Here is a 25,525-nt window from a genome sequence, read left to right on the forward strand (position 1 = left end):
ACGTAGAACCTTTTTCCAATTCTGCGTGTCCTGCGCACCGCTCCAGGACAAATGTCACGAGAGGACCTGGTGGTCATGACCCACGTGGAGGAGCCTGTGCCGGTCTTGGTGCCGACGTTTCATCAGCGGAGAGTGTCCGCATGATGACGCTGCGCAGAAAGCGCTGGTCTCCAAGCCGGTTCTTCAGCGCTGTCTCGAGTGCTCCCACAGGATACAGGTTTTGAGGCGCCCTGGTGTCGCCCCACAGGTTGCTGGAGTAGTGCACCGCGATGGCGGAGGCGAGGTTGGCCAGGTGTATTGCCTCGGTCAGCCCCATGACGGGGAGCTCGATGCGAACCAGGTTGGCCATCTGGCTGGCGAAGGGCGTGACTGCTCGAAGGCGCAGGAAGAAGCTCATCTTGCTGCTGCCGCTGCTTTCCGGGTAGCGGATCTCGAAGATCGGGGTCCGTTCGGCGGTCTTGAGGCCGAGCACCGTCGCGAACTGCTCGCGCTGGAGGTAGGCCTCCTGGACGTTCTTGATGATGCCTGCCAGTTTGCCGGTCCCGGCGGCCAGACGGTGTTCGTAGGGGATGGGACCGTCTGTTACGACTGCCTGCACGTCCGGACGGTCCACTTCTTTCTGGGCGACATCGTGTTCCAGCTCCTGCATGAGGTTGTTGAGTTCCTGGCCGAAGTCGCCCGGGTCATGACTTGCCGCGCTGCGAATCTCATATTCGACGTCAAACGGACACGACGCGTCGCTCGCCAGCTTGAGCGTCTTCATGTCCGGGTCCGGCGCGTTGGTCACGAAGTAGTGCCGTACGGCTTCATCACACAGCGCCTCGGTGACGTCGTGGGCGTGAGAGCCACACATCTGCATGCAGCCCGCCGCCACAGAACCGAAAACGCCATAATATGGCGGATTGCCGTCGATGATGCCGTGCATGTCGATACGGCGCACACCGTCGACGAACGCGACACGGACCGTGTCGACTTCCGCGAACGCAGCATCGGGCACCCGCACGGCTGCCCAGTGGTCAAGGTCGCGGCATTCGGTGGTTGGCACCACCTCATAGGAACGTTTCTGATCAGTCAATGCGACCTCCGTGGAACCAGTGTAGACGCTCTGCCAGTAGTCGGGACGGATACGCATCATGCCATTTCCCGACGCGCGATGTGTGCTGAACCACTCTGATTCGTCACCTCGAGGACTGTTTCAAAGCGCTCCACGAGGTCCGCCCGGTGGGTAATGATGCCGACGAGTGAGCCGTCTCGGCGCAGGGACTCCAGGACATCGGCGACGCCTTGGACAGTGGTCTCGTCCAGTGTCCCGAAGCCCTCGTCGATGAAGAAGCTGTCCAGATCCACGCTCGTCGACAGCAGGTCCTTGACGGCCAGAGCCAGCGCAAGAGAAGCGAGAAAGGTTTCTCCCCCGGACAGGGTTGCGACGTCGCGCGGCCCAGAGGCGCTGAACGCGTCCTGCACCATCATCTGGTCGCCCTCGTCGAGTAGCAGCTCGAAGCGTTCCTTGCTCAGAATGCGCAGGTGGTCGTTTGCCGTCACCAGCAGCTGTTCGAGAATGCCGCTGCTGACGAACGCCACCATGCCCTTGCTGCCGAAGTCGCGGGCGACCTGCTGGTAGGTGGACAGCAAGCACGTCACCTGTTCCTTGCGCGCAAGGCGGTCGGCTAGGAATGCGCGGCGGGCAAGGAGGTCCTCTTTGCTGCGGCGGGCGGCTGCCAGGCTCTCCTGTGCGTGGGCGAAGTCCGTGGCGGCAGTCTCACGTGCGGCGCGCGCTGCCTCGAGGTCTGCCTCCGAAGGTAGATCGGGGCCGAGCTCCTGCTCCAGCATTTCCACCTGTGCAGCAGCAGCAGCGGTGTCATGGTCGTACTGCCTCACCGACGTCTGAAGTGCGGTCAGCTCGCCCTCAGGGAGGACGGCTGCTTTCATCGACGCGATGGAGTCGAACCCATGCGTACCGGCCTGCGCCAGCAGGTCACTCTGCAGCGTTTCATATTGGACTTCCGCTTGTCTACGCTGCCCCTCCAGCGTTGCGGCCTTTGTCTGGGACCCGGTCAGTTTCGTGCGGACGTCTTCTTCCTTTCGGCGCTGTTCTTCGAGTTGGAGGGCGATCGTTTTCTGTGCTGTGTGGATCGTCGTCTCCTGCCCTCGCAGCTGCGTGAGCCGCGCATGGAGAAACGCCACGGGATTGTTGCTGCCCTCGCGGGCGACCGTCGGGTCCATGAGCAGGCGCAGGGTCAGTTCGTGCGCTTCGTGCCGGTCGTCCTTGTCTTCGGTCGTCAGAGCGGTCAGCTGTCTGGCCAGTTCCTCGAGCCGGGCTCGGTCCGCTTCGGACTTCTTCTCATGCTCCGTGAGGTCGTCCTGGCAGTGCTCGACATGTTTGCGCGTCTCGTCACGAACTGTCTTGAGGCGAGCAAAGTCCAGGTGTTCGGCATGCGCGACCAGTTCTTCTACCACATGGCCGCACACCGGGCAGGTGTCACCTGGCCTGAGGCCCTGCTGGACGACGACTGCGGCGTTGTCCGAGCGTGCTCGTTCGAACGCATCTTCAGTTTGTATTGAAGCGTCGCGTGCCTTGGTGAGCGCTTCCTGGAGCTGAATCCGACGCTCGTTCTGTACCTTCATGGTCTCATTCAATTGTGTGATGCTGTGTTCGAGTCTCTTGGCCTTGTCCGTGGCTGCATCAGTCCTGTGCTGGAGTTCCTCCAGTCGGGCGGCAAAGAGCTGGAGGTCGCTCAGGCGCCCGATCGCAGAAGAGATCTCATCCAGTTTCTCGGCAAATGCGGCCTCGCCAGCGCGCAAGGACGTATCGGCACGGACGGTCTGCGCAGTCTCGAGAGCCTGCTGTGCGGCTATCACAGCAGCAGATGCCTTGTCGCGCTCGTCCGTCAGCCGTTCCAGTTCAGCAGCCAGACACGCCCAGCTGGCCAGTGATGGCTGCAGCGATGCGAGAGTGAGGCTAGTGGCAAGGTGCGCGCGGTCGCCGTTGATCTCGTCCGCCCTGGCACGAAGGGCCGCAAGCTGTCCCTGAAGGTTCGCCAGCTGCCGTGCCTTTGACGCCCGCTGTTCCATCATGGCCAATGTCAGCTCACGTGCTTTGAGCTGTTCCTGGAGCAGCGCGACCTGATGTCCGGTGTCTGTGACGGCATGGTCCAGGAGACCCATGGCTTCATCGGTGATGGCGTTCTGGTCGATGCCTGCGAGGTCATGGTCCAGGCCGCCCAGTTCGCCCATCAGCATGCCCGCATGGGCGCCGGCCGCCTTGCCGATGTGCTCGTAGATATCTAGGCTGAGCAGCGAGATGAGGATATCCCTGCGCGCACGGGGCGTGTCAGGTTTGAGAAAGCGGTCGAACTGACCCTGCGGCAGGACGATGATGCGCGTGAAGACGTCGAAGTTCATGTGCAGCAGCGTCTCTTCGATGTAGCGGTCGGCGTCCTTCTTCTTCAGGAGCTGGTTGAGCTGGTCGCCGTCCTTGAAGATCTGGACGTCCTCCCTCATGGCTGTTCCCTGCCGGATGATCCTGTACGTCGCGCCGCCAAGGTCGAACGTGAGGGCGACGTGAAACTGCTTGGCGCCGCGGCTGATGACGTTCTCGCGCTGCCCGTTTTCCGTGCGGATGCGTGGGATGCGTCCATAGAGAGCATAGCAGATCGCGTCGACGATCGAGGACTTGCCCGAACCAGTTTCTCCTACGATGGCGAATAGCGACAGGTCGCGGAAATCCAAGGTGACCGGGTCGCGGTAGGGCATGAAGTTCTCGACTTCAAGCGTCTGTATCCGCATGGGTCACCTCCTGGAACAATTCACCGACCACCTTCATGATGTCCTCGCCGGCATCCCCGTTGTATGCCCGGTACATCGACTGCACGGTTTCGAAACTTGTACTTGCCAGTGCCTCAATAGTCGGACGGGTCGTCGCTGCAGCTTCGGAACGCAGGAACTCCACCTTGACGACCCACGGGCAGACAGCGCGTATCTCGCCTTGCAGGTTGAACGGGGGGTCGTCGGCGTGGATGCGCGCCTTCGTGTATCCACGGTCCCTGTACGGCTCCAGGCGGGTGGCCCAGTCGTCGACGGCGCACTCGACATTGTGCAGTTCGATGGCGGATTTCAGCTCACAGAACTGCACGGTGAGATTGCCCTTCGTGTCGGCGTCCACAAGGTTGAACCCCTTCGGCGTTCCCTCCTCGCTGAAGTTGACGCGGAAGATACTGCCGGAGTATTCCGAGCGTGCGGGCGCGTTCACCAGCTGCTGGTGGCGGTGGACGTGGCCAAGGGCGTTGTACATCGTCGAAGATGGCAGGCTCTGCGCAGGGACGGCAAAGAACGGACTGACCGACATGGGGCGTTCCGTGTCCGTCAGCTGAGCACCAGCGATCATGAGGTGTGCGGCAAAGATGTTGATGTCCGACGCGTCCATGCGGCCGGCCAGCCAGCGGATGAAAGTGCTGACGCTGCCGGCGTAGTCGCCGTGAATGTCGTCACCTGCTCCATTCAACTTCATGACCACGCGTTCGTGGGGGTAGGGGAGCGCCGTCACGACGACCGGTTCGTCGGCGCGGGAACGGAACCCGACTTGATACTGTTCACCAGACGGCTTCTCGAACACCGATGCTGTCCCAAGGCTCAGCAGGCTCTTGCTGGGGACGAACACCTGTCCGTCGTGGTTGCCGGCCAGGACGACCGAGCGGATGCCCGCGCCGCTGAGCCGGGCAAAGAAGTCGAAGACGAGTTTCTGACTATTATTGCCGGGCATCGGGTTGTCGAACACGTCACCCGCGACGATCACTACATCCACCTTCTCGGTCTGCGCAGCGGCAAACAGCTCATCCAGCAGCTTCCTTGTTTCGTCGAACCTGTCCAGCCCAGCGAGTGTGCTTCCAACATGCCAGTCTGCGGTATGCAATAATCTCATATTGTCAGTATACTGCCAATTCCGGACTAGTCTGTCATTCCCGCACATGCGGGAATCCAGTCCTTTCACCCAGCCCACGCGTAATACGCCGCCGCCAATCCGGCAATGCCTGCACCGACGACCGTGACGCCGTACCATGCCATCTCGTTCACTCTTGGACGTATGGTACTAAGCGCGTTTCTCAGCACATGTGCGAACAATCAGAATGTCCATTGTTGCATCCTGTGACATGTCCCTATCATATGAGCATGCGTGCAGCGGCATCGCTGTGAACTGCCGGGATCGCTGCACGGGCTGGGAGGCCGCCATGAGACATGCACAGCGTTCTGTTGCCATATTGATCGTCGTTGCCATCCTGCTTGCGCTGCCGTTCGCGCCATCCATTGTGCGGGGGCAGGCCGGCGGGACGCAGACCATCATCGTCCTGCAGGTCGGCAAGCCGTCAATGACGGTGAACGGGGTGAGTAGCCCCGTCGATGTGCAGGGGACAGTCCCGGTCATCGTCGAGGGCAGGACGTTCCTGCCTATCCGCGCTGTCGTCGAGGCGCTGAACGGGACTATCGCCTGGACCGCGGCCGATCAGAAGGTCACGATCATCATGGGATCGGAGGTCCTCGAACTGTTTATCGGCAAAAGTACTGCTCGTGTCAACGGTACGCCAATGAGTGTCGACCCCGCGAATCCACAGGTCGTCCCCTTCATTGTCGGGGGGCGAACCATGCTTCCTGTACGGTTCGTCGCGGAGCGGCTCGGCGGGATGGTCACCTGGAACGACGCCACAAAGACTGCCACTCTCGTGTTTGGGTCGTCGGCGACGCAGACGCCGCTCTCGGTGACCGAAATCGCCAAGAAGGTGGAGTCGGTTGTTTACATTGAGGTTGCGTTTGGCGATGGGAAGGGCGCCTCCGGCTCCGGGTTCATCATCTCGCCGGATGGGAGCATCGTCACCAACTACCACGTCATCGACGGCGCGGAGTCGGGGAAGGTTGTCCTCAACGACGGCACGACGTTCACTGACATCAAGGTCCTCGGCTGGGACAAGGTGGGGGATCTGGTCATTATCAAGGTCCCCGGTGCTGGATTGCCGGCCGTGACGATGGGGGATTCCGATGCCGCCCAGGTTGGCGAATCGGTCGTGGCCATCGGCAGCCCGCTCGGCCTTCAGAATACGGTCAGCACAGGTATCATCAGCGCCCGCCGCGAGGGTTTCCTGCAGACGACGGCCCCGATCAGCCATGGCAGTTCCGGAGGTGCGCTGTTCAACATGATGGGTGAGGTCATCGGTATTACGTCCGCGGGTATGGAGGAAGGAGCGAACCTGGGATTTGCCATCCCTATCAACGATGTGAAGTCGCTGGCGAGAGACCGCACCTTGACGCTCGCCCAGTTCACGGTACAGACATCTGGCAGCGGGTCGCCGTCCGTGAATATCCCCAGCCTGATCCAGCCTGCCGCGACCACCGAAGTCGACACGCTGACGCCGACCTTCCAGTGGACAAAGGTGGCGACCGCGACGCGCTACACGTTCTGGCTGGGCAAGGGTACGACTGGTACGGAGGACACCAAGATCTACAGTGAGGTTGTGACGACGAACAGCCTGACCCTGCCTGAAGGCATCCTGACCGACGGGGGAACGTACACGTGGGCGGTAGCAGCCGGCAACGAGACGGGGTGGGGCGACTGGTCGGAGGACAGCGTGTTCTCCGTGGGTGCGGCCGGGACTCTGGGTGTCCCCGAGGCACTGGAACCTGACCAGGAGGTCACGGTTCCGACGCTGACGCCGACTTTCTACTGGCGTGCCGTGACCGAAGCGACGCGCTACACGTTCTGGCTTGGCAAGGGGACCAGCGGCTCACAGGACTCAGAGGTGTTTTCTACAGTGGTCACGGGGACGTCGTTTACGGTGCCCGCAACGGTACTGGTGGATGGTGGGGAGTATACGTGGAATGTCTCCGCCGGCAACGCCTCGGACTGGGGAGACTGGGGTGAAGACCAGTACTTCACGGTCGAGGTGCCGTCCGGCCTGCCAGCGCCGGCGCTGCTGACACCACTGCCCTACGTGACGGGCGTATCGCGGACTGCGACGTTCACCTGGGCGCTGGTATCCGGAGCAACGCGCTATGCGTTCTGGCTCGGCAAAGGGACGAGCGGTTCGGAGGACTCGGAGATCCTGAACGTCGTGGTCACAGGTACGTCGTACACAGTCCCGGCTGGAACGCTGGAGGCAGGCGCAGTGTATACGTGGAACGTATCAGCAGGCACCGCTACGACGTGGGGCGACTGGACCATGGACCGTTACTTCAAGACGGCCCCTTGAAATCAAGACAAGGAGGAACCATGATACTCGACGCCATAGAGAAGCGCTACAGCGTACGACACTACAAGGACCAGCCGGTCGAAGAAGACAAGCTGGCCGAGGTTTTGGAAGCGGCGAGGCTGGCTCCCTCGGGTAGCAACCTGCAGCCGTGGAAGCTGGTCGTTGTACGTGACCGTGCGACTATACGGTCGATGGTGCATGCCATCGGCGGACAGCAGTTTGTGGAACAAGCGCCGGTCCTCATCGTCGCCTGCATGAACGGTGAGGGATACAATCTTGGTCACCGGTACGAAGGGGCTGTCATCGACATCACCATTGCCCTGGACCACATGACCCTGCAGGCCGCGTCGATGGGTCTGGGGACATGCTGGCTTGGCAACTACGATGGCAACGAGATCCGCGCGCTGCTTGACATACCATCGGAGAACCCTGTCGTCGTTCTCCTTGCACTTGGGTATCCCGACGAGAATCATCCGCACCGGCCACGTCCACGCAAGCCGCTGGACGAACTCGTGTGTTGGGAGAAGTTCACAGGCTGACGGGAGGCTATGGCTGTTGGCAGCGATGAGAGGACTTGCCGCGGATTGGCACTGCTTCGCAGCCGGCGTCGCCGGTATCGTTCTGCCGAGAAACAGCCTAGGCATGCCATAGGAGACCCGTATCCACGCCGTCTCTAGTGTTGCGTGTCCCATGGATGATGCTACCTTGTACCGGAGTGAGAGTAGCTCACGAAAACGGTACAGGGGGAGAGGGTGGATATATCGAAACGCGAGGAAGCGGTTGCGTATCTCGCCCAGAGGGCAACGTATCCAATGTGGTCCAAAATGGGGACTTGGTTCCGCAATCCCGATGGGGAGCGGGTAGAAGAGCCGCAAGGGATGGCCATCGTGCAGGCGCTGGATCTTGTCAGTAGCGAGGCCTGCAACGCTGTCCGCAAGGAAGTCCGGTTGCGCGTCAACGCCGAGCGCACGTATGTTTCCATCAAAGACTGGGCGATTGACGAACGTCCCCGCGAGCAGCTGGCGAAGCGTGGAGCCGACACGATGAGCAACGCACGCCTGCTGGCCATTCTGTTCAGGACGGGCAGCCACGGCAAGAGCGCCGAAGAGCTGGGTCGCGAAGTGTTCAACCGGTTCGGCGGCTGGAGCCAGCTGGACCAGGCCAGCGTCGAGGACCTCTGCGACGTGCGTGGCATCGGCCTTGCCAAGGCAGTCGAACTAAAGGCGGCCATCGAAATTGGCAAGCGCCTGCAGCAGGGCCCCGCGTCCACGATGAAGCGGGTCACCAGTGCCGAGGACGCCATCGACTACGTCTGTGATCGGTTCACGCCGCAACTGCGCGACGCCGGCAAGGAGTTCTTCTATGTCGTCCTGCTGGACATCCGCAACAAGGTTATCAAAGACGCCGAGATCAGTCGGGGCAGTATCAGCGCCAGCGTCGTTGACCCTGCTGACATCGTCCGCGAGGCCTGCATCCACCACGCCAGCCGTGTGGTCCTCGTCCACAACCACCCAAGCGGAGAGTGCGACCCTTCCAAAGAGGACATCGACACCACCAACAGGATCACTCAGGCCCTGAAGTACGTCGGTGTCCGCGTCCTGGACCACATCATCGTGGGCCGTGCCCGTCAGGACTACTTCAGCTTCGCCCGGGCGGGGATGGTGTAGACGAGTGGGGTGCCGGGCAACACGGTGGTCACGTTGCTGTACGCAAGCGATAGAAGAGCTGATGGTCCGTTATGGCCGTTGAATTTCATTCGGGATTGTCTATACATATATGTGTGGAGACTAATGACCCTGAAGGAAAGCCACGAATGTCCACTTCTAGCGAAGTGTTACTCCCGTACAGTATGCTCGACGGCAGGTTTGTCTCTGTCGATGATATCAGTATCTCTGGAATCAAACACTGACGAAGACGGCGCAATGAATATGGCAATCGATGAAGGTACGTTAGTAGAGGGATGGCACAAATGAAGCTGGAATACAGGAGCAGCATAGGCGTAGAAAGTCTCATTGCGCTGAATAGGTGTTTCAAGAGGCCAATTCATCCATTCAATCTCGAAGATGAAGGGAAGGAAACATTTGCAGAATGGGAATTTGAGCAGTCAAAGAGGTTAAATAGCTATTACCTCCCTGAAATAGATTTGCTCAAAGAGATACAGGGCAAAACCATTCTTGATATCGGAGCTGGTAGTGGCGGGAAAACCACGTTTTATGCTCTCAGTGGAGCGAAAAGATTGACAGGGATAGATACGGAAGAAAGGTTCATAATGCAAGCAAGAGATTTTGCGTCTTCCAAAAATGCAAAGGATATAGATTTTATAGTTGCTAATGCAGAAACAATGCCTTTTCAGAATGCTTCTTTTGATATGTGTGTAATGAACGATGTTTTTGAACACCTTTCAAAGCCTGAAGTCGTCTTAAAAGAAGTAAATAGAGTATTGAAGCCACACGGTAAAGTATTTATTAATTCTCCTCCTTATTTTCATCCATATGGGGCCCATCTCACCGATCTTATTGGGATTCCGTATGTTCATCTTCTTTTTCCTGAGCCCGTCTTGATCAATGCCTACAAGAAACTTGCTTCAGAAACAAAATCAGCTGAAGAAAGAATCAATCTTCGGTTTGGTATAGTGGACAATAGAGAACAAATCACATATATCAATAAAATGACGATTGCTCGTTTTGAGGAGATTATACGCAATCAAGGCCGGTTTAAGACAATTCTCTACAAGCTCATTCCTCTCAAAAAGCAGGTTGGACTTTCATTGAAAACACCTTTTCGAGAACTCTTTACAAAGATGGTTGTATATGTAGGGGAAAAGAATTAACCATAAAGTGCTTGTCTATTCAAAAATCTTTGATAAAAGGAATCTCAGTATCGAGGAGATCCGTGGGAGAAAGATTTATAGAAGGATCACACAGACCCTGAAGCACATCCGCGTCCTCGACTACGTCATCGTGGGCCATGCCCGCCAGAACTACTTCAGCTTCGCACGGGCGGGGGTGGCGTAGACAGACTGAATGCCAAAAAGCAGGACGACTGTCTTGCCGTGATGCAACAGAAGGCGCCTGATAGTATGTAGCCGTCAGGTGCCGGCATTCGAGGGCCCGTTTAAGACTTCGCGTAGATGATGGTGATAGTTTCCGTCGCCCGGTCGTAAGAGACTTCTGCACCCAGTGACTCAACGACAAACCGGAGCGGGAGCATGGTCCGCCCGTTGATGATCATGGGAAGCACCTTGGGGTCCGTGTCGATCGGTGTCGCTGTCCCATTGAACAGGGCGGTGTTTTTCCCCAATGTCAGCTCCAGCATATTGCTCCCGACGGTGACGGTCGCTGTCTTGGTGACAGGATCCCAGCCGACCGTACCTCCCATGGCCTCCGCCATGGCTCGTACGGGCACCAGTGTCCGGTCCCCGGTCCCCAGCACTGGGGCGGCATCCAGCGTCACCGTGTCACTTGTCCCATCGCTGCCGCTCACCAGCATCCTGGTATCCCCCAGTTGTAGCGTCAGAGTCAGCGTGACCTGTGGCTTTCTCGTCGTGAAGCTGAACACGGGGCTCCATGGGGAGGACCCGCCAGCGTTCACGGACGCGACGCGCCAGTAGTACGTCGTATTCTCAACCAGTGTGCTGGTCGTTTGGGAGGTCGTGGACACGTTCCAGGTGACGGGAGTAGTGAAGCTGCTCGACGTGTCAAGGGCTACATTGTAGCTGATGGCACCGGATGCTGAGTTCCAGGAGAGCATGGCCGTCGACGTACTCACGGTAGCACCGTTGGCGGGTGATGAGAGTGCAACAGCAGGCGGCGGATTGAGTTGAAAGGTCGCAGTAACGGTTTTGTCGGCGTCCATGGTGGCTGTGGCTTTGAGTGGATCGTCTGCGTCCGGCGTCGCGCCAATCCAACCCGCGAACTTCCATCCGAGTGCCGGCGCAGCAATAAGCGTGACGACCGTGCCAACATAATATGTGTTGTCTACGGAAGGCGGACTTGCAGAAACAAACCCCGTTTCTGCTGGACTCGCCTGCCAGGTAAGCGTTGCCTTTGCAGGTGGTGCAACCGTATAGGCTTTCACGCAGACGTTAGTATTCGCATACTCGCCTGCGACGTCGGTCCAGGATACGCCATCGGGGCTCATGTAGCTTTGGCCGGTACTCGCGGTCGCTCCCATCGAGTACCCGGCAATAGGTTTTTCAAGCGCAATTGGGTAAAGATCATTCGTGGTCGTCAACTTGATGACAACACCGAACGTTTGTCCGCTTGTCACCGACGCACCGAAAGAAGGAAGGACCACCGTATGGTAACCTGGAGACGGTATCGTCCCCGTAGTCGACGACGAGGGTTTACTAAATTCGGACCCATGCCACGAACTGTACACTGTCGCCTCGTAGGAGCAGTTCGCGTCCAACGTATAGAACCCGACCGCACTTACGTTCTCGGTATCTGCCGCCACGAACACATTCGCTTCCCATGCAGTGGTCGCACCATAGCCGACAGAACTCGTGTGGCCCAGTGGATCATACTGGTACACATGCGCGTAGTTGGTTGTCGGCTCGGCCGCCTGAAAACAGTACGCGGAACCATTCTTGAACAGAACAGAGTCATAGTAGGAAATGAAGAAGTATCCACTCTGCCCCCACTCTATCCCCCAACTGTTTTTCACGATCCAGGCTCCATCGCCCGAAGGTGGCGTGCTGAAGTTTGATACAGGGAACGCATCGTTCCATCCCACGACAGTGACACTATGATTGATCCCATCAGATCCAGAATAGTAGTAAGCGCTGGTGTTCAGTTTGTAGTACGTCGTGTCTGTACGCTGGTTTCCTGCCCAGTACATTGATCCGGCGACGGCTCCATAGTCGACAATGGCACGCTTGATATCGGCCGTGTCGAGTGGCCCAGGTCGCCTTGGAAGGATCATGACGTTCTGAACGTGTCCTATCGGATTCAGATTTGCCGGTGATGTCGTTGATTTCTGGTCGTATGGGTCGTCTGCTTCGGCAATTGGGCCACTCCAGCGTACCAGGTATGCCGTGGACATGTCGCCATTGCCCCCGCTGTTGGCACCATAGTCGAAGCCGGACGCGTTCTTCAGATTGTTTTCAGAGAAGTCCATTGTCCTGGCCGGAAGCATGGTGGATTCCAGTGATCCGTATGTCGCAAATGTCCAGCATGCACTACTGGAACCTTGGGTTCTCACTGCAGTCACGCGACCATCGGTGCGCAGGTCATAGCTTGTGGGCAAAGGCGTGTCGCTGCCCAGCGAATTGATATGCTCGCCGTCCAGATGGCTCCTGTCGACTGGCGATGGGACTAGTTCAAGGCTTTCCACGCCACCCTTAATTTGTGCTGAAGTGCTGTAACGAAGAAACTCCGGGCTTGGTGCTGCCAGTTGCGACTGTACGACATCAGCATCGACCCCTCTACCAGAACCCTGTAGAACTATTGTCGCGATCATCAATGCGACCATTGACCAGCGCCGCCATCTTTTCATTCTCCGTGCCTCCTGGTGCTTCAATTCTTCACTATAGACTACAGCAACAGCCGTTTCTTGCCATACTTGGCGGAATATGTTGCGTCCAGCCTGTCACGGCTCCAATTGAAAAGACATCTCCATCTTAATCCGTTCTTAGGGCATGCTGGTACAATGACAGGCATGAGAGGAGAAACGAATGCACATTCTTGTCGTTGAGGACCAGCAGGATTTCGCCCAGAACATCAGGCGGTACCTGGAGACAGAGTCCTACAGTGTCGACCTTGCTTTTGACGGCGAGGCGGGGCTGCGCCAGGGACTAACCGAGGAGTATGCCCTCGTCGTTCTCGACCTCAACCTCCCGCGCATGGACGGGCTGGAAGTGTGCCGGCAGCTGCGGCAAGCCGGGCGGAGCATGCCCGTTCTCATGCTGACGGCGCGAGTCGGCCACCAGAACGCCGTGGCCGGTCTGGACAGCGGTGCTGACGACTACCTCACCAAGCCGTTCGACCTCGAGGAGCTACTCGCGCGCATGCGCGCGCTGCTGCGTCGCGGAGCCGAGACACGCAGCCCGGTCATAGAGCTAGGCGACATCTCGGTCGACACCAATACGCACGAGGTACGCAAGGACGGCAAGCTGGTGGCACTTGCACCACGCGAGTTTGCGCTGCTGGAATTCCTTGCGCTCAACCGCGGCATCGCCAAGTCGCGCCTGGAGATCATTGAGCTGGTCTGGGGTGAATACGATGAACTCATGTTCTCTCAGACAGTCGACGTCCATGTCGCCTACCTCCGCCGAAAGCTCGGAAAGTCGGTTATCACGACTGTGCCGGGGAAGGGATACATGGTGGGATCGTAGACCATGAGACATCCAATACGGGAACGATATCGAGAGATGCGCCAGCGATTTCTGGTCCGGTTCAGCTTGGAGCAGCGACTAGCCATGAACTTCACCCGCCTCGTATGTGTCCTCATTCTAGCAAGCGGTCTCATTCTCATGACCTGTGATACGGTCATTTTCTACTACCGCATGATGCACGGACTCAATGTACAGGTCGACCAGATTTTGTCGGATAGCCAGGTTTCTGCGAACCCGGCGACGGCTGGACAGGGCCTCAACCCATCTGTGCGTCCGTTCGTGCGAATCCTTGCGTCGGATGGGACCGTTCTCTATCAAGGAGAGATGTTTGCCGGTTCCGCGTCCGGGCACGCCGATCCCTTTGCTCCACCCAAGATGGGCGGCGATTCCTATTCAGTGGTGACCCGCCCCATGTATAGAGAAGGGAGCATCGTTGGATTCGTGCAATTCGCGGGACACGTACGACAGGGGCCGCACGAATTCGGGTGGAAGACCCTGGAACTGCTGGTCGTCACAGTCCTGATGGGTGCTCTATCTTACGTTCTCGGCCTGCGTTTCTCCCGGCACACACTGCAACCAGTGCATGAATCGCAGGCGCGTCTGGAACAGTTCACACAGGATGCCAGCCACGAGTTACGCACGCCTCTCGCCAGTATTTCGTCGTCCCTTGATGTTGCCATGAAGACGCGGGAATATGAGCAGGGCATCACGGCTGCCAAAGGACAGGTGAAATACGCGTCGCTCCTCGTTGAGCGACTGCTTGAGGTTGCCCAGCTGGACAGGGCGAAGGTCGACCTCGGACAAGTTGACCTGACAGCACTCGTGACAGCAGTAGCCAGCCAGAATATGGAAAACTGCAAAGAGCGTGAACTGACGATGCAGGTGACGACCAGCGAAGCAGTGATTGTCGAGGGAGACAGCCTCCTGCTGCGCCAACTCGTCAACAACCTCATCGAAAACGCCGTCAAGTTCAATGAGCCGGGCGGCACGGTGAGCGTTGCGCTGGATGCAACCGGTCTGCACGTCGGGAATTCTCGCGGGTTCATTGCTCCTGAAGGCCTGTCACATGTGTTCGAACCGTTCTATCAGGTAGATTCGTCGCGTACCCAACGCGGATTCGGGCTTGGACTGGCGATTGTGAAGAAGATTGCGGATCTTCATGGATGGCATGTATCCGTCACCAGCAGCGTTGAAGCGGGCACGGACTTCATTGTCAGATTTGCCTGATCGCCGGGACGGGACGTGGTTCTTAATCTATCCTTAAACCTTGGCTATTACAGTGCAGGACGAACCCAGCGCGGTCACGGTGCGCAGTGAGCGCATTGGTCAATAGATGTGGGCGCAGGCGCCCACTGGAGGAAACATGAGCAAAAAGAGTCGACGAGTCATTGTCTCCGTTGTGTCGCTGATTGTTGTTGCGGCGATCGTCGTGGTAGGACTGAAGGTGCTGGCTGCCAAGAAAACAGCCGCAGCATTCGCAGCGAGGAAGGCCGGAGTGTCGTCTGTGTATGTCGTGGCGAAAAAGGACGTCGCCACGACGACGACGGTTTCGGGCACGATCCACCCTTTGCGTACCGTGACACTGTCGGCCAAAGCTGGAGGTACTATCATCGCTGTCACCAAGAACGAGGGCGACGAGGTTGCTGCGGGAGAGGTCATCGCTCGCATCGATTCGACAGACTACGAGGCTGACCTGGCCGCTGCCGAGTCGCGGTACCGCACCACAATGATCAGCCTTGAGACTGCCCAAACGACAGATCTGGCGGCAGCCAAGACTCAGCTGGAAAACGCTGTCACACAGGCGCAGACCCAGCTGCTGTCAGCCCAGATCAGCCTGAAGAACGGCACGGACACAGACGCCGACACGCAGACAATAGCCAATTTGCAGAACCAGGTGAGTGATGCGCAGGAGAACCTTGCTACTGCTCAGAAGAGCCTGAAGAAGCTTCAGGACAATGACACCACGGAGTTGCAGCTGGAGCAGGCGGACTTCTCGGTGAAACAGGCGGAATTCAACCTCAGCATGGCCCAGACAAAGCTGGTGACCCTGAAGGCGCAGGACGTCACCGAGGCGCAGCTTACAACGCTGCAGAATCAGGTGAATCAGGCGAAGTCCAGCCTCCTCTCAGCCCAAGTGAGCCTCAAGGAAGCGGCGCAGAGTTCCGCAACGACTGATGACAGACTTACTCTCCTGCAAAACCAGGTCGACCAGGCTCAGACCTCGCTGGACCAGGCGGAGGACAATCTGAAGAATGCCAGCACGGACAACAAGGCATCGCAGAGCGATATCGACGCACAGGCCATGGCCGTGGAGAGTGCTCAGATGGCGCTCATCAATGCCGAAGCCAACTACCAGACGACCGCGACCTCGTTGGCAGACGATGACACTCTCTCTGCTGCCCAGCTCGCGGTGACCAAGGCCGAGCGAGCACTGGCAACAGCACAGGCGAACCTGGTGGCAGGTCAGAAGACCATTGCCGGCAAGGCAGACAACGTGAAACTGCTGGAAGCCAATGTAGAACAGGCAAAAGCGTCTGTCGTGACAGCACAGGCGAACCTTGCAGCGTTCCCCGAGACTCAGCGCAAGGCTGAACTCCAAGTCCAGTCGAGCGAAGAAGCGAAGAAGCAAGCTCTCATCACGCTCAATCAGACGAAGGAGCTGGCGGACAACTATGTCATCACCGCTCCACTGGCAGGCACGATTACCGCCCTGAACGTCGCGGTCGGAGATACCGCTACCGTTGGAACCAGTGTTGCGACACTCTCGGACGTCACTGGCTGGTACGTCTCGGCGTACGTAGACGAGGTGGACATCCTCAATGTGAAAACTGGCCAGGATGCTTCTGCGACGATCGACGAATACGCCGGCAAGACGTTCGCCGGCAAGGTCTCCTATGTATCGCATTCACTTGGCACAACCTCTAACAGTGTGAGCGCGTATCCAATCAAGATCCAGATGACCGACTCTCCGTCCACCCTGGTAGACGGGATGTCGGTGGATGCAGCGATCACCGTGTCAGTCGCGAAAGGGGTTCTCGCGGTCCCCATTGAGGCGGTCTTGACAGACAACGGCAAGACGTACGTAACGCTCGTATCAGTCGGAGCGGACAGGACGACCACAATGACGAAGACAGAGGTCAAAACGGGTATTGAAGGCGACGAGTACGTCGAAATCAAGTCTGGACTGAAAGAGGGAGATCGTGTGCTGCGAACGGCGAGCACAACGGTTACAACCTCGTCGTCAACGACGACCACGGAGACTGGAGCAGGTGGATTCGGCATTCCTGGTGTAAGAATACCGGGCGGAACGGGTCGACAAGGTGGCAACTAATCCATGAACCTGATCGAATTCAGCGATATCCGCAAGGTCTATACGATCGGTAGCATCACGATCGATGCTCTTGCCGGCGTATCTTTTGGCATCGGCGAACATGAATTTGTTGCCATCATGGGACCGTCCGGTTCGGGGAAATCGACACTGATGCATATTCTCGGATGTCTGGACACCCCGACCTCTGGTGCGTACCGTCTCGAGGACCATGATGTTTCCAAGCTCCGATCGAATGATCTTGCCCGTATTCGCAATCGAGACATAGGATTCGTGTTTCAGTCTTACAACTTGCTGTCGCAGCTGAGTGCTCTGGAGAATGTTCTTCTTCCATGTACCTATTCCACACATGCGATGAGCGGAAGAAATGAACGAGCTCGCGCTCGTGAACTGCTGGAGCGTATTGGACTCAAGGATCGCATGAGCAATCGCCCCGTTGAGATGTCGGGTGGAGAACAACAGCGTGTGGCTATTGCTCGGGCCCTGATGATGGATCCACCGGTTATTCTTGCCGACGAGCCAACCGGCAACCTCAACTCCAAGGGGGCCCGCGAAATCATAGACATCATGAAGGAGTTGCACGCAGGCGGGAAGACGATTATCTACGTCACTCACGACGACACTATCGGGGCACAGGCGGAACGCGTGATTCGCATCCAGGACGGCCGCGTCGTGGCCGATGACAGGAACTAGAATGGACCTTAGGGATAGTTTTCGGAATGCAACGCGGGCGATCTTCGCAGCGAAAATGCGCTCGTTTCTTACCATGCTGGGAATCATCATCGGTATTGCCGCCGTTGTCATGCTCATGGCAGTCGGCAGTGGAGCAAAGCAGAGCATCCTCAGCAGAATGCAGAGTTCCGGTTCCGGCAATCTCTACCTGACAGCTGGTGCCAGGTCGAATGTCCTGATGGGTGGTGGTGGCTTGGGAGGAGGTAACAGGGAAGGAGCATCAGCCGGCGCCAAAATCACGGCGGAAGACCTGACGTATATCGAGGCAAGAGTAACCTACCCAATTGTCGTATCACCGACGAACCAGACCAATATTACGATCAAGAACGGGGACACCACCATGTCAGGCACCGGGATCTTCGCGACACCCACGTATTTTGAGGTCGAGAGTGTAACGATTGCCGATGGACGCATGATCTCTGATGGCGATGTTGATAACCGGACGCGCAATGTTGTCATTGGCAATACTGTCCAGACGACCCTGTTTCCAAATGAATCTGCAGTGGGGCAGCCGATCCGGATAAACGGTACGAGTTACAAGGTTGTTGGCGTCGCTGCGGCAAAAGGTGAGTCACTGGGAAACTCTGTTGATACTGCAATCGTCCTGCCGTTCTCAGTCGGAGAGAAGTCGTTCGGTGTCGTCCACAATGTTATTCAACGAACGACGATCAAGTGCGTCGACCCTACTCAGAGTTCAGCAGTCACGACTGAGATTACGGATATCCTGACACGCAAACACAAGAAAGTGGACTTCACGATTCAGGATGTCGCAGCCCTGACAGATATGGTGACATCGGCCATGACGATATTGACAGCGTTACTTGCGGCTATTGGAGGTCTCTCTCTCCTGGTCGGCGGTATCGGTATCATGAATATCATGCTCGTTTCCGTAACGGAACGAACTCGTGAGATAGGCATACGTAAGGCACTTGGAGCCCGTGAACGCGATATTCTCGTCCAGTTCCTTATTGAATCCTCGCTGTTGAGCATAGCTGGAGGCGTATTGGGGATTGTCGTCAGCGTTCTTGGCTCGGATTTCATTGTTTCCCGATTTACGACGACAGAGATAACTGGTTCCTCAATCCTTCTTGCTGTCGGTTTCTCCATTGCTGTCGGAGTCTTCTTCGGAGTCTACCCGGCTCGCACAGCAGCCCGGATGAAACCCGTCGACGCATTGCGGTATGAATAGGAGGCAGTCTATGAAAAGAGAGACAACAGCTATTGCTCTCATTGTGGCACTCGCCATGGCTGGTATGGCGACGGCTGCCATCAGGGCACCGATGGTGCAGGCCGCAAGTCAGTATCTCAACGTGGCGGTTACCAACAACTATCCAGGTGATGTGCCCCAGTATACCCTGACGTTTTCTGCTGCAACGACGATTCACAAAGGTGATTTGCTCACCCTGACGTTTGACACAGAAGTGGCCCGCGCGAAGGACGGCAATCCTTCTTCGTCGGACATCCTATTCGACGGTGCATCTTCGACGTCTGGTGTTGAGTGGTCCGGCAACAAGTTGAAGGTAAGTGCCCCGGTTGATCTTGTGGCTGGCACAGGGCACGTTGCGGTCATCATGGCCGGTGCACTGATCCAGAATCCGCGGACTGCCGGCCATTACCAGATAACGCTCGAACACCCGGTGAGCGGAATGACGTTGATATCGAGCTACTATTCGGTCACGACGCTGACACAGCTGACCCCGCTCAGCCTGGAGAAGGTTGTCGAACATTTTCAGATGACCGGGGTCAGAATCCGCATCAAGACAGGTCGCAATGGTGCATTGACGGGACATGATCCGGTCGGTGTCGACCTTCTAGGTGGGCCGGTGTATCCGGACCAGGAGGACACCATGACGATTCGGTTGTCAGAGGGGCTTTCGAAACTGTGGGCGGTGGCCGGCACTGTCAAGCTTCAGCTGCTCTATTCATCTTATCCGCTTGTCAGTACCGTTCCGTTCACCACAACCATTCTGTCCAGCACTGTCTACGACACCAGCGAGGCAGGGACCGACCTGCGCCAACTCGTCCTGAACCTGCCGCACAATATCCCGGCTAGTACAGAGTTGTACATCTACCTCATCTTCAAAACGGCCCAAAGCGTATCCACTCTCTCCGACACCGAGTATGTGAAGGTCTATTCAAGCAAGGAGACCACGCTTGTAATGGTTCCTCCTCAGGCGCCGGCGTCGGGTTCCGGGACACAAGAGGGAAATCCTCCTGTTGACACGAAGGCTCCGGTTATCACCTGGACCATGCAGCAATCTGCGTTCTTCACACGATTGCTCACGTTGAACATTTCCATTACGGAGGATGACTTGGATGAGGCGTATTTCGTGAGAGACGGTGACAATTCACTTCATACACGGCTGGCCGTGGGTGATACTGGTCTCATGATGGTCAACAGGACCGGCATCAAGGGGATGATCATTGCAATCGATGAGGCTGGCAACACGACTACCATGCCGGTCGACATTCCTGCGCCGGTGACCTCCTGATACGCTGCATACATCGAGAGGCGCTGGGCGAGTGCCTCTCGATCTGCCTCGTGGTGGCGGGCCGAGCGCGTAATCCGCATCCTTGACAGGTGTGTCGTGGCCGACGAAATAAACTAGCCGCATGTACGACGTGGCGTCCCACGGCGTATGGCTGCCGTTCATGGGTATGGGTGGCACACTGGCAGGCGGTTTGCTACGTCTGGCAGTGTGGACAGATGAACGACGCTGTGCTGCCGGTCTTTATTTTCTGGACGACTGTTCCACAGATGGGACACGGCTTGCCTTCGCGGTACCCGACCAGGAACTCCGTGAAGCGCCCTGGCTGGTTGTACAGGTCCTTCTCGAATACCAGGCCGCCCAACTCCAGTGCATGCCCAAGTTGTGAGCGGATCGCGGCATAGAGTGCGCGACGCTCGGATGCAGTGACGTCGGTGGTCTTGCGCAGGGGATGCAGCCCGGCGGCGAACAGGATGTCCTGGATGTAGACGTTGCCGATGCCCGCGATATTCTTCTGGTCCATGAGAACCGTCTTGATCGTGCTCCGTTTCCTCTGTTCCAGTATCTTTTCGAACGCGTTTAGTGTGAACTCAGCGTCGTCCAGCGGGTCGAGACCCAGCGCTGCTGTCATGGTATGGGAAGCCAGCTCGACGGTCTTGACCGCGTGGACGTACCCGAACCACCAGAAGTGCTGGCTGAAGGCGCTGCCGTCCTCAAAGAGAATGGCTGACTGGCGGTTCCCGGGCAAGAGCTCACCCTTGTCATGGAACAGGGCTTCCCCGCCCATGCCGAGGTTGAGCAGGAGCGTCGCTTCCGGCTCGAGGTCCACGAAGATCCATTTTCCTCTCGACGTCACACGGTTCACCCGTGCATGGACGAGCAGTTGCCCGAACTCGTCGGGCCGTACGTTCAGACATCTGGGCTGGATGACGTCGACTTCAGCCACACGCCTGCCGCAGAGTTCCCGGTCCAGTTGTCGTGCCAGGCTGGCCACTTCGGGTAGTTCGGGCATGCCGGTCTCCTCCTGTCGGTGGTTGCTACAGCGAGCGCACGACTTGGGCCAGGGTTCTGACTCCTTCGTCGATCTCGTCGGTGGTTAGCGCGCAGAACGGCAGCCGGACGAAGGTATTCCCTCTCCCGTCAGCAAAGAAGTCGCGCCCGTTCGTGAGCTGGATACCTTTCTCCAGACCCCTCGCGATAAGGGCTTCGGCCTTGAAACTCTTGTTGAGCGTGACGCCCACGAAGAAACCGCCCTCAGGTCTGGCCCATGTTCCCAGGTCAGCCATTTCCGTGTCAAGCACGGCGAGCAACTCGGACAAACGTGGGCGGTAGAGGTTGTGCAACTTCTCGATCTGAGCGGGCAACAGGCCCCTGTCGATAAACTCGAAGACCGTGGCCTGTGACAGAAGGGACGGGGTGATGTACGTATCCTGCGCGGTCTTGCCGAGGCGGTCCATGTACTGCTGGGGGCCAAACGCGAGGCCGACGCGCAGGCCGGGTGACAGCAGCTTGCTGAAGCTGCTCAACTGGATGGTACGATGTGGGATCATGGACTGGATCGTGGGAATATCGTCACCGGCATATCGCAGGCGGCGATAAGGAAGGTCCTCGAGGACGAGCATGCCGTACTGCTCTGCCAGGGCGGCGAATGCGCCGCGCTTGGCCTCCGACATCGTTGTACCCGAAGGGTTCTGGAAATCGCTGATGACGTATGTCATGAGGGGATGGTGTTCACGGATGAGTTCCTCACAGGCGGTGAGGTCCATGCCGTCTTCCTGCAGGGGAACGCCGACAACCGTGGCGCCCGCCCGGCGCAGGACCTTGATGACACGGTCATACGAGGGCTGCTCGACCAGGACGGTCGTGCCCGGCGTGATGAGGGAACGGGCTATGAAATCGACGATCTGCAGGGCTCCCTGGCTCAGCAGAACTTGGTCGGGCTGGAGTCCGTGGCCGGCTGCGATGAACTCACGTAGTGGGCCGAATCCCCGGAAGGAGTCATATTGCAAAATCTGTGAGCTGTACTTGGCGAGAGCCGACGCGGCGCACTCTCCCAGGGCCTCCACCGGAAACGCTTCTGTTGCGGGAACCCCTCTCGTGAATGCAATCATGTTACTTGCCTCCTGGATACGTCTGTCTGGTATGTTCATTATGTTTCCTACAGGACCATGAAGACTGCCGAGATGAGCAGTACGGCGTAAATGAGCTGGGTGAAGCGTTCACCGCTGATGTGGTGGTGCGCGATGTTTCCCAGCAGGGCGCCGAGCGCGAGGAACGGAAGAGACGTCAGGACAAGCCTCCCTGGCTCGCCGACCAGCTTGTGGCGCAAGACAATATCTGCGATGATGAACACGTTGAGTGTTGTCCAGATGGCGACCAGCGTGGCGCGGAACGAAGCTTTGTCCTTCAGCTTCTGAGTCGCATAGATAATGACAGGTGGACCACCCGAGGTGAACGCCCCCTGCATGGCGCCTCCGATGAACAGCAGGGTGTTGAGAAGCCAGGCAGGCCATGGTCGTGGTGTTCCTCTGCCTGGCCGGAACTGCCTGACCAGTCCCTGGATGCCGACGACGACCATGAAGATGGCGAGGATGTGCATCAGCGTGGTTTGTGGCAGGACGTTGTAGGCGATCATGCCAATAGGAAGTCCGGGCAAGACAAATGCAAGGATGCGCAGGTACTGCCGCCAGTCGACGTGCTTCCAGGAGACGACGAGGAGGTAGACATCCAGCACAAGGGCCAGAACGGTAAGGACGGGGCGAGCCGTGTCGATGCCGGTCAGGAGGATGCAGAACGGCATGGCCAGCACGGCACAACCGAAGCCGGTGATCCCCTGGATGAAATGAGTCGCCAGGACGATGAGGCCAAACAGGACAGCAGTCAGAGCAAAGGGCACATCTTCCTCCACGCGTCCTCTCGGGGCGCACCCGAACAGTATACGCGGAATACGGCGGCTGGCTTGCCGACGCGGGCTGAAGCCAGCGCTCCTGTGTGCGTTTGCCAGCGTGCAAAGGAGAACCATACTGTGTTGGAGCATCAGCACTGTCCGGTGAGATGACAGCAGAGGGGAGGAACCATGAGACTGAAGAGAGCAGTGGCAATCGTGCTGACAACAGGAATGGTGGTGGCGTGCGCAGGATGCCGGCCGAAGGCAGTCAGCATACCCGTTAACGGGCCTCCATCCATTGTCGTTCAGACCAAGCACGAGGAGGGCGAAACACTTCGTTACTCCATAAGAGCCGGCTATCCGCAGTTTCGGAGTACGCTGCCTGCGGGCGCCCTCGAAAAGGTCAACAAGGCTATCAGTGCCATAGTGCTTCCGGACATTGCGGGTCTGAAGCAGAATGCAGCTGATGACGCGGCATGGGCCGCGAAGAATCCCTCCGAGGCCGGCCAGCTGCCTGTTGATCAGAGCAGTTTCCTGAACACTGAGTATGAGATTCCCTATCTGACGAACGACCTCGTCAGTGTCCGCATCCGGTTCGAGACGTACTCCGCTGGTGCGGCTCATGGTATGTCGTTCACACGCGTCCTCAACGCGAGGCTCAGCGATGGTGAGATCCTCGACACCGAGGGCCTGTTCCTCGACGGGAAGCAAGGTCTGCAGTGGCTTTCGCAGTACTGCGTGACAGACCTGAAGCGCCAGTATGGGGCAGACTACGAAGCACTGAGCAGCTTCGTGGAATATGGAACGACGCCTGTGGCGGACAACTTCAAGAGCGTATCGCTGGAGCCTGGCGGTCTGGTCATCTCGTTCGACCCGTACCAGGTCGGTCCGTATGCCGCCGGTCCGCGTGAAGTCCACGTTCCTGCCAAGGATGTCCAGCCGATGCTGGCCGTCACCCTGTCGCCGGACGCGTTCAGTCTGGTGCTGGGAGCAGGCGACTGAGGTCCGGGGCGCTTGGCAGGTCATGTGTTTTGCCTAAACTGTCCATGCTGGCACTGTGTGCTGAGCGGGTTCTCAGGAGTACGACGTGGGTGAGACAACCGAGTACGTCCACGTGTTCAACGACGCCATCAGGGCCTTGTTCTCCGATGCCGTGCGCATCACGCTGTGGGATCCTTCCGTCGTGGCGTTCTTCGTGCGGATGCGACGTGCACAGCGCATGGCAGAACGCCGCCGCGCCCTGCTTGCAACAGAAGGGGTCCATGTGCCGCCATTCATGATCATCAGCGTGACAGGCCGCTGTAACCTTGCGTGCGCAGGCTGCTATGCCCAGGCTCAGCAGCGCCAGGAGGAGCCCGACATGACGTCCACTGAGCTCCTGAGTGTCGTCCGGCAGGGACATGACCTTGGTGTTGGCATCATGCTGCTTGCCGGCGGTGAGCCGATGACGCGGGTGGACGACCTGCTGACGATTGCGCGCGAGGTACCTGACGTCGTGTTCCCGGTGTTCACCAATGGGACACTCCTGGATGATCTGTTGGTGCGCCGGATCCGCAAGCAGCGCAACGTGGTCCCCGTCATCAGCCTCGAGGGATATGGAGCAGCAACAGACGCGCGTCGGGGTCAGGGTGTCGCCGCGCAGGCGCAGGCGGGCATCGCGCTGATGCGCAGGGCGGGTGTCTTCTTTGGGACATCGTTGACGGTCACCCGTCTGAACATCGATACGGTCCTCGACGAGCAGTATCTGCGAAGTCTCATCGACCTGGGGAGCAGACTGTTCTTCTTCGTCGAATATGTTCCGGTACGAGAGGGAACCGAATCGCTCGTCCTGGACAGCGCCCAGCGTGCGCGGCTGGCGGCGGCCGTCGCTTCGCTGCAGAAGCGGTTGCGTAGCTTGTTCATCGCATTCCCCGGCGACGAGGAGGCACTCGGCGGCTGCCTGGCTGCAGGGCGCGGGTTCATCCACATCAGCCCGTCAGGGCGGGTGGAGCCATGTCCGTTCGCTCCGTATTCTGACGTCAGCATCCGGAATGTGCCGCTGCGTGATGCGCTGGCGTCGCCTCTGCTCGCCACCATCCGCACCAACCATGACAAGCTGACCGAGACCAGCGGAGGCTGCGCTCTGTGGTCACAGCGCGAGTGGGTGCAGTCGTTGCTGCCCGATGCGGAGGAGGAAGACGCCACTGATCGGGAAGCATCCATATGAGGCCGACAGACACTCTCTTCGAACGTGTCTGGAGCATCGCGGCGAAGGTACCACGTGGCAAGGTGACAACGTATGGCGCCATCGCGCGTGCCCTGGGGAGTCCTGGAGCGGCCCGGACGGTGGGCTGGGCGATGCGGGCAGCGCCCGTCAGATCAGGGCTGCCGTGTCACCGTGTGATCAATGTCACGGGTGAACTGTCCCCCGAGGACACGTTTGGCGGGCCCGGTGTCCAGCGGTCACTGCTCGAGAGCGAGGGAGTTACCTTCGACGTGCAGGGGCGCGTCGACATGAAGCGCCATCTCTGGATACCCTAG

The 25,525-nt window shown here is 58.3% G+C and carries 20 protein-coding genes; 13 read left to right on the forward strand and 7 right to left on the reverse strand.

Features of this window, described 5'->3' with window-relative positions; translation table 11 throughout:
• Positions 1–73: 73 nt before the first annotated feature.
• The 3 genes from SMC7_RS01145 to SMC7_RS01155 are packed head-to-tail and all read right to left on the reverse strand — an operon-like array spanning position 74 to position 4,918.
• A complete protein-coding gene (locus SMC7_RS01145; RefSeq protein ID WP_119088546.1) occupies positions 74–1,135 on the reverse strand; it encodes a hypothetical protein in 1,062 nt (353 codons plus the stop codon).
• Positions 1,132–3,786, reverse strand: coding sequence for an AAA family ATPase (locus SMC7_RS01150; protein ID WP_119088547.1), 2,655 nt, complete (start codon positions 3,784–3,786; stop codon positions 1,132–1,134). Before SMC7_RS01150 ends, SMC7_RS01145 begins: the two co-directional genes overlap by 4 nt.
• A complete protein-coding gene (locus SMC7_RS01155; protein ID WP_165845030.1) occupies positions 3,767–4,918 on the reverse strand; it encodes a metallophosphoesterase family protein in 1,152 nt (383 codons plus the stop codon). Before SMC7_RS01155 ends, SMC7_RS01150 begins: the two co-directional genes overlap by 20 nt.
• 307 nt (positions 4,919–5,225) lie before the next feature.
• On the opposite strand from SMC7_RS01155, the gene SMC7_RS01160 reads away from it, so the two are divergent.
• From SMC7_RS01160 to SMC7_RS01175, 4 genes are all read left to right on the forward strand, one after another.
• On the forward strand, positions 5,226–7,235 hold the full coding sequence (locus SMC7_RS01160; RefSeq protein WP_165845031.1) for a trypsin-like peptidase domain-containing protein: 2,010 nt from the start codon (positions 5,226–5,228) through the stop codon (positions 7,233–7,235).
• Positions 7,236–7,255: 20 nt separating this feature from the next.
• Complete coding sequence (locus SMC7_RS01165) at positions 7,256–7,774, forward strand: nitroreductase family protein (protein ID WP_119088550.1); 519 nt, start codon at positions 7,256–7,258, stop codon at positions 7,772–7,774.
• A gap of 213 nt (positions 7,775–7,987) precedes the next feature.
• Entirely contained in the window at positions 7,988–8,902 is a 915-nt protein-coding gene (radC, locus tag SMC7_RS01170; protein WP_119088551.1) for a RadC family protein, read from the forward strand.
• A 302-nt stretch (positions 8,903–9,204) separates the two neighbouring features.
• Entirely contained in the window at positions 9,205–10,065 is an 861-nt protein-coding gene (locus tag SMC7_RS01175) for a class I SAM-dependent methyltransferase (protein WP_165845032.1), read from the forward strand.
• Positions 10,066–10,349: 284 nt separating this feature from the next.
• Here SMC7_RS01175 and SMC7_RS01180 read toward each other — a convergent pair whose 3' ends face one another.
• A complete protein-coding gene (locus tag SMC7_RS01180; RefSeq protein WP_119088553.1) occupies positions 10,350–12,731 on the reverse strand; it encodes a lectin like domain-containing protein in 2,382 nt (793 codons plus the stop codon).
• A 178-nt stretch (positions 12,732–12,909) separates the two neighbouring features.
• On the opposite strand from SMC7_RS01180, the gene SMC7_RS01185 reads away from it, so the two are divergent.
• The 6 genes from SMC7_RS01185 (at position 12,910) to SMC7_RS01210 (ending at position 20,121) form a co-directional block, all read left to right on the forward strand.
• Entirely contained in the window at positions 12,910–13,569 is a 660-nt protein-coding gene (locus SMC7_RS01185; protein WP_119088554.1) for a response regulator transcription factor, read from the forward strand.
• A gap of 3 nt (positions 13,570–13,572) precedes the next feature.
• Complete coding sequence (locus tag SMC7_RS01190) at positions 13,573–14,796, forward strand: sensor histidine kinase (protein ID WP_119088555.1); 1,224 nt, start codon at positions 13,573–13,575, stop codon at positions 14,794–14,796.
• Between the two features lie 136 nt (positions 14,797–14,932).
• Positions 14,933–16,900: an efflux RND transporter periplasmic adaptor subunit gene (locus tag SMC7_RS01195; protein WP_165845033.1), complete on the forward strand. Its 1,968-nt coding sequence runs from the start codon at positions 14,933–14,935 to the stop codon at positions 16,898–16,900.
• Between the two features lie 9 nt (positions 16,901–16,909).
• Positions 16,910–17,590: an ABC transporter ATP-binding protein gene (locus SMC7_RS01200; protein ID WP_119088630.1), complete on the forward strand. Its 681-nt coding sequence runs from the start codon at positions 16,910–16,912 to the stop codon at positions 17,588–17,590.
• A 1-nt stretch (position 17,591) separates the two neighbouring features.
• Complete coding sequence (locus SMC7_RS01205; RefSeq protein ID WP_165845034.1) at positions 17,592–18,818, forward strand: ABC transporter permease; 1,227 nt, start codon at positions 17,592–17,594, stop codon at positions 18,816–18,818.
• Between the two features lie 10 nt (positions 18,819–18,828).
• A complete protein-coding gene (locus SMC7_RS01210) occupies positions 18,829–20,121 on the forward strand; it encodes a hypothetical protein (RefSeq protein ID WP_119088558.1) in 1,293 nt (430 codons plus the stop codon).
• 193 nt (positions 20,122–20,314) lie between these two features.
• On the opposite strand, the gene SMC7_RS01215 is transcribed toward SMC7_RS01210, so the two are convergent.
• From SMC7_RS01215 to SMC7_RS07310, 3 genes are read right to left on the reverse strand one after another with little or no spacing between them, the layout of a single operon-like run.
• Positions 20,315–21,130 carry an Fpg/Nei family DNA glycosylase gene (locus tag SMC7_RS01215; protein ID WP_119088559.1) on the reverse strand — a complete coding sequence of 272 codons (816 nt, stop codon included), beginning with the start codon at positions 21,128–21,130 and terminating at the stop codon, positions 20,315–20,317.
• A gap of 25 nt (positions 21,131–21,155) precedes the next feature.
• Positions 21,156–22,229 (reverse strand): PLP-dependent aminotransferase family protein, encoded by a 1,074-nt coding sequence (locus tag SMC7_RS01220; RefSeq protein ID WP_165845035.1) that lies wholly within the window; start codon positions 22,227–22,229, stop codon positions 21,156–21,158.
• A gap of 47 nt (positions 22,230–22,276) precedes the next feature.
• On the reverse strand, positions 22,277–23,014 hold the full coding sequence (locus tag SMC7_RS07310; protein ID WP_165845036.1) for a sulfite exporter TauE/SafE family protein: 738 nt from the start codon (positions 23,012–23,014) through the stop codon (positions 22,277–22,279).
• A gap of 180 nt (positions 23,015–23,194) precedes the next feature.
• Here SMC7_RS07310 and SMC7_RS07315 point away from each other — a divergent pair, with 180 nt between their 5' ends.
• From SMC7_RS07315 to SMC7_RS01240, 3 genes are all read left to right on the forward strand, one after another.
• A complete protein-coding gene (locus SMC7_RS07315) occupies positions 23,195–24,007 on the forward strand; it encodes a DUF3298 and DUF4163 domain-containing protein (protein WP_119088561.1) in 813 nt (270 codons plus the stop codon).
• Between the two features lie 85 nt (positions 24,008–24,092).
• On the forward strand, positions 24,093–25,211 hold the full coding sequence (locus SMC7_RS01235) for a radical SAM/SPASM domain-containing protein (protein WP_119088562.1): 1,119 nt from the start codon (positions 24,093–24,095) through the stop codon (positions 25,209–25,211).
• Positions 25,208–25,525, forward strand: a complete 318-nt coding sequence (locus tag SMC7_RS01240; RefSeq protein ID WP_119088563.1) for an MGMT family protein — start codon at positions 25,208–25,210, stop codon at positions 25,523–25,525. The genes SMC7_RS01235 and SMC7_RS01240 overlap by 4 nt, the downstream gene beginning before the upstream one ends.

It is taken from the genome of Candidatus Cryosericum terrychapinii, from assembly GCF_003570925.1.
Lineage (GTDB): Bacteria > Caldisericota > Caldisericia > Cryosericales > Cryosericaceae > Cryosericum > Cryosericum terrychapinii.

Excerpts from the sequence above, each read along its gene's own strand:
- SMC7_RS01145 (WP_119088546.1), bottom strand. The coding sequence starts at position 1,135 with ATGATGCGTATCCGTCCCGACTACTGGCAGAGCGTCTACACTGGTTCC.
- SMC7_RS01150 (WP_119088547.1), bottom strand. The coding sequence starts at position 3,786 with ATGCGGATACAGACGCTTGAAGTCGAGAACTTCATGCCCTACCGCGAC.
- SMC7_RS01155 (WP_165845030.1), bottom strand. The coding sequence starts at position 4,918 with ATGAGATTATTGCATACCGCAGACTGGCATGTTGGAAGCACACTCGCT.
- SMC7_RS01160 (WP_165845031.1), top strand. The coding sequence starts at position 5,226 with ATGAGACATGCACAGCGTTCTGTTGCCATATTGATCGTCGTTGCCATC.
- SMC7_RS01165 (WP_119088550.1), top strand. The coding sequence starts at position 7,256 with ATGATACTCGACGCCATAGAGAAGCGCTACAGCGTACGACACTACAAG.
- SMC7_RS01175 (WP_165845032.1), top strand. The coding sequence starts at position 9,205 with ATGAAGCTGGAATACAGGAGCAGCATAGGCGTAGAAAGTCTCATTGCG.
- SMC7_RS01180 (WP_119088553.1), bottom strand. The coding sequence starts at position 12,731 with ATGAAAAGATGGCGGCGCTGGTCAATGGTCGCATTGATGATCGCGACA.
- SMC7_RS01185 (WP_119088554.1), top strand. The coding sequence starts at position 12,910 with ATGCACATTCTTGTCGTTGAGGACCAGCAGGATTTCGCCCAGAACATC.
- SMC7_RS01190 (WP_119088555.1), top strand. The coding sequence starts at position 13,573 with ATGAGACATCCAATACGGGAACGATATCGAGAGATGCGCCAGCGATTT.
- SMC7_RS01195 (WP_165845033.1), top strand. The coding sequence starts at position 14,933 with ATGAGCAAAAAGAGTCGACGAGTCATTGTCTCCGTTGTGTCGCTGATT.
- SMC7_RS01205 (WP_165845034.1), top strand. The coding sequence starts at position 17,592 with ATGGACCTTAGGGATAGTTTTCGGAATGCAACGCGGGCGATCTTCGCA.
- SMC7_RS01210 (WP_119088558.1), top strand. The coding sequence starts at position 18,829 with ATGAAAAGAGAGACAACAGCTATTGCTCTCATTGTGGCACTCGCCATG.
- SMC7_RS01215 (WP_119088559.1), bottom strand. The coding sequence starts at position 21,130 with ATGCCCGAACTACCCGAAGTGGCCAGCCTGGCACGACAACTGGACCGG.
- SMC7_RS01220 (WP_165845035.1), bottom strand. The coding sequence starts at position 22,229 with ATGATTGCATTCACGAGAGGGGTTCCCGCAACAGAAGCGTTTCCGGTG.
- SMC7_RS07315 (WP_119088561.1), top strand. The coding sequence starts at position 23,195 with ATGAGACTGAAGAGAGCAGTGGCAATCGTGCTGACAACAGGAATGGTG.
- SMC7_RS01240 (WP_119088563.1), top strand. The coding sequence starts at position 25,208 with ATGAGGCCGACAGACACTCTCTTCGAACGTGTCTGGAGCATCGCGGCG.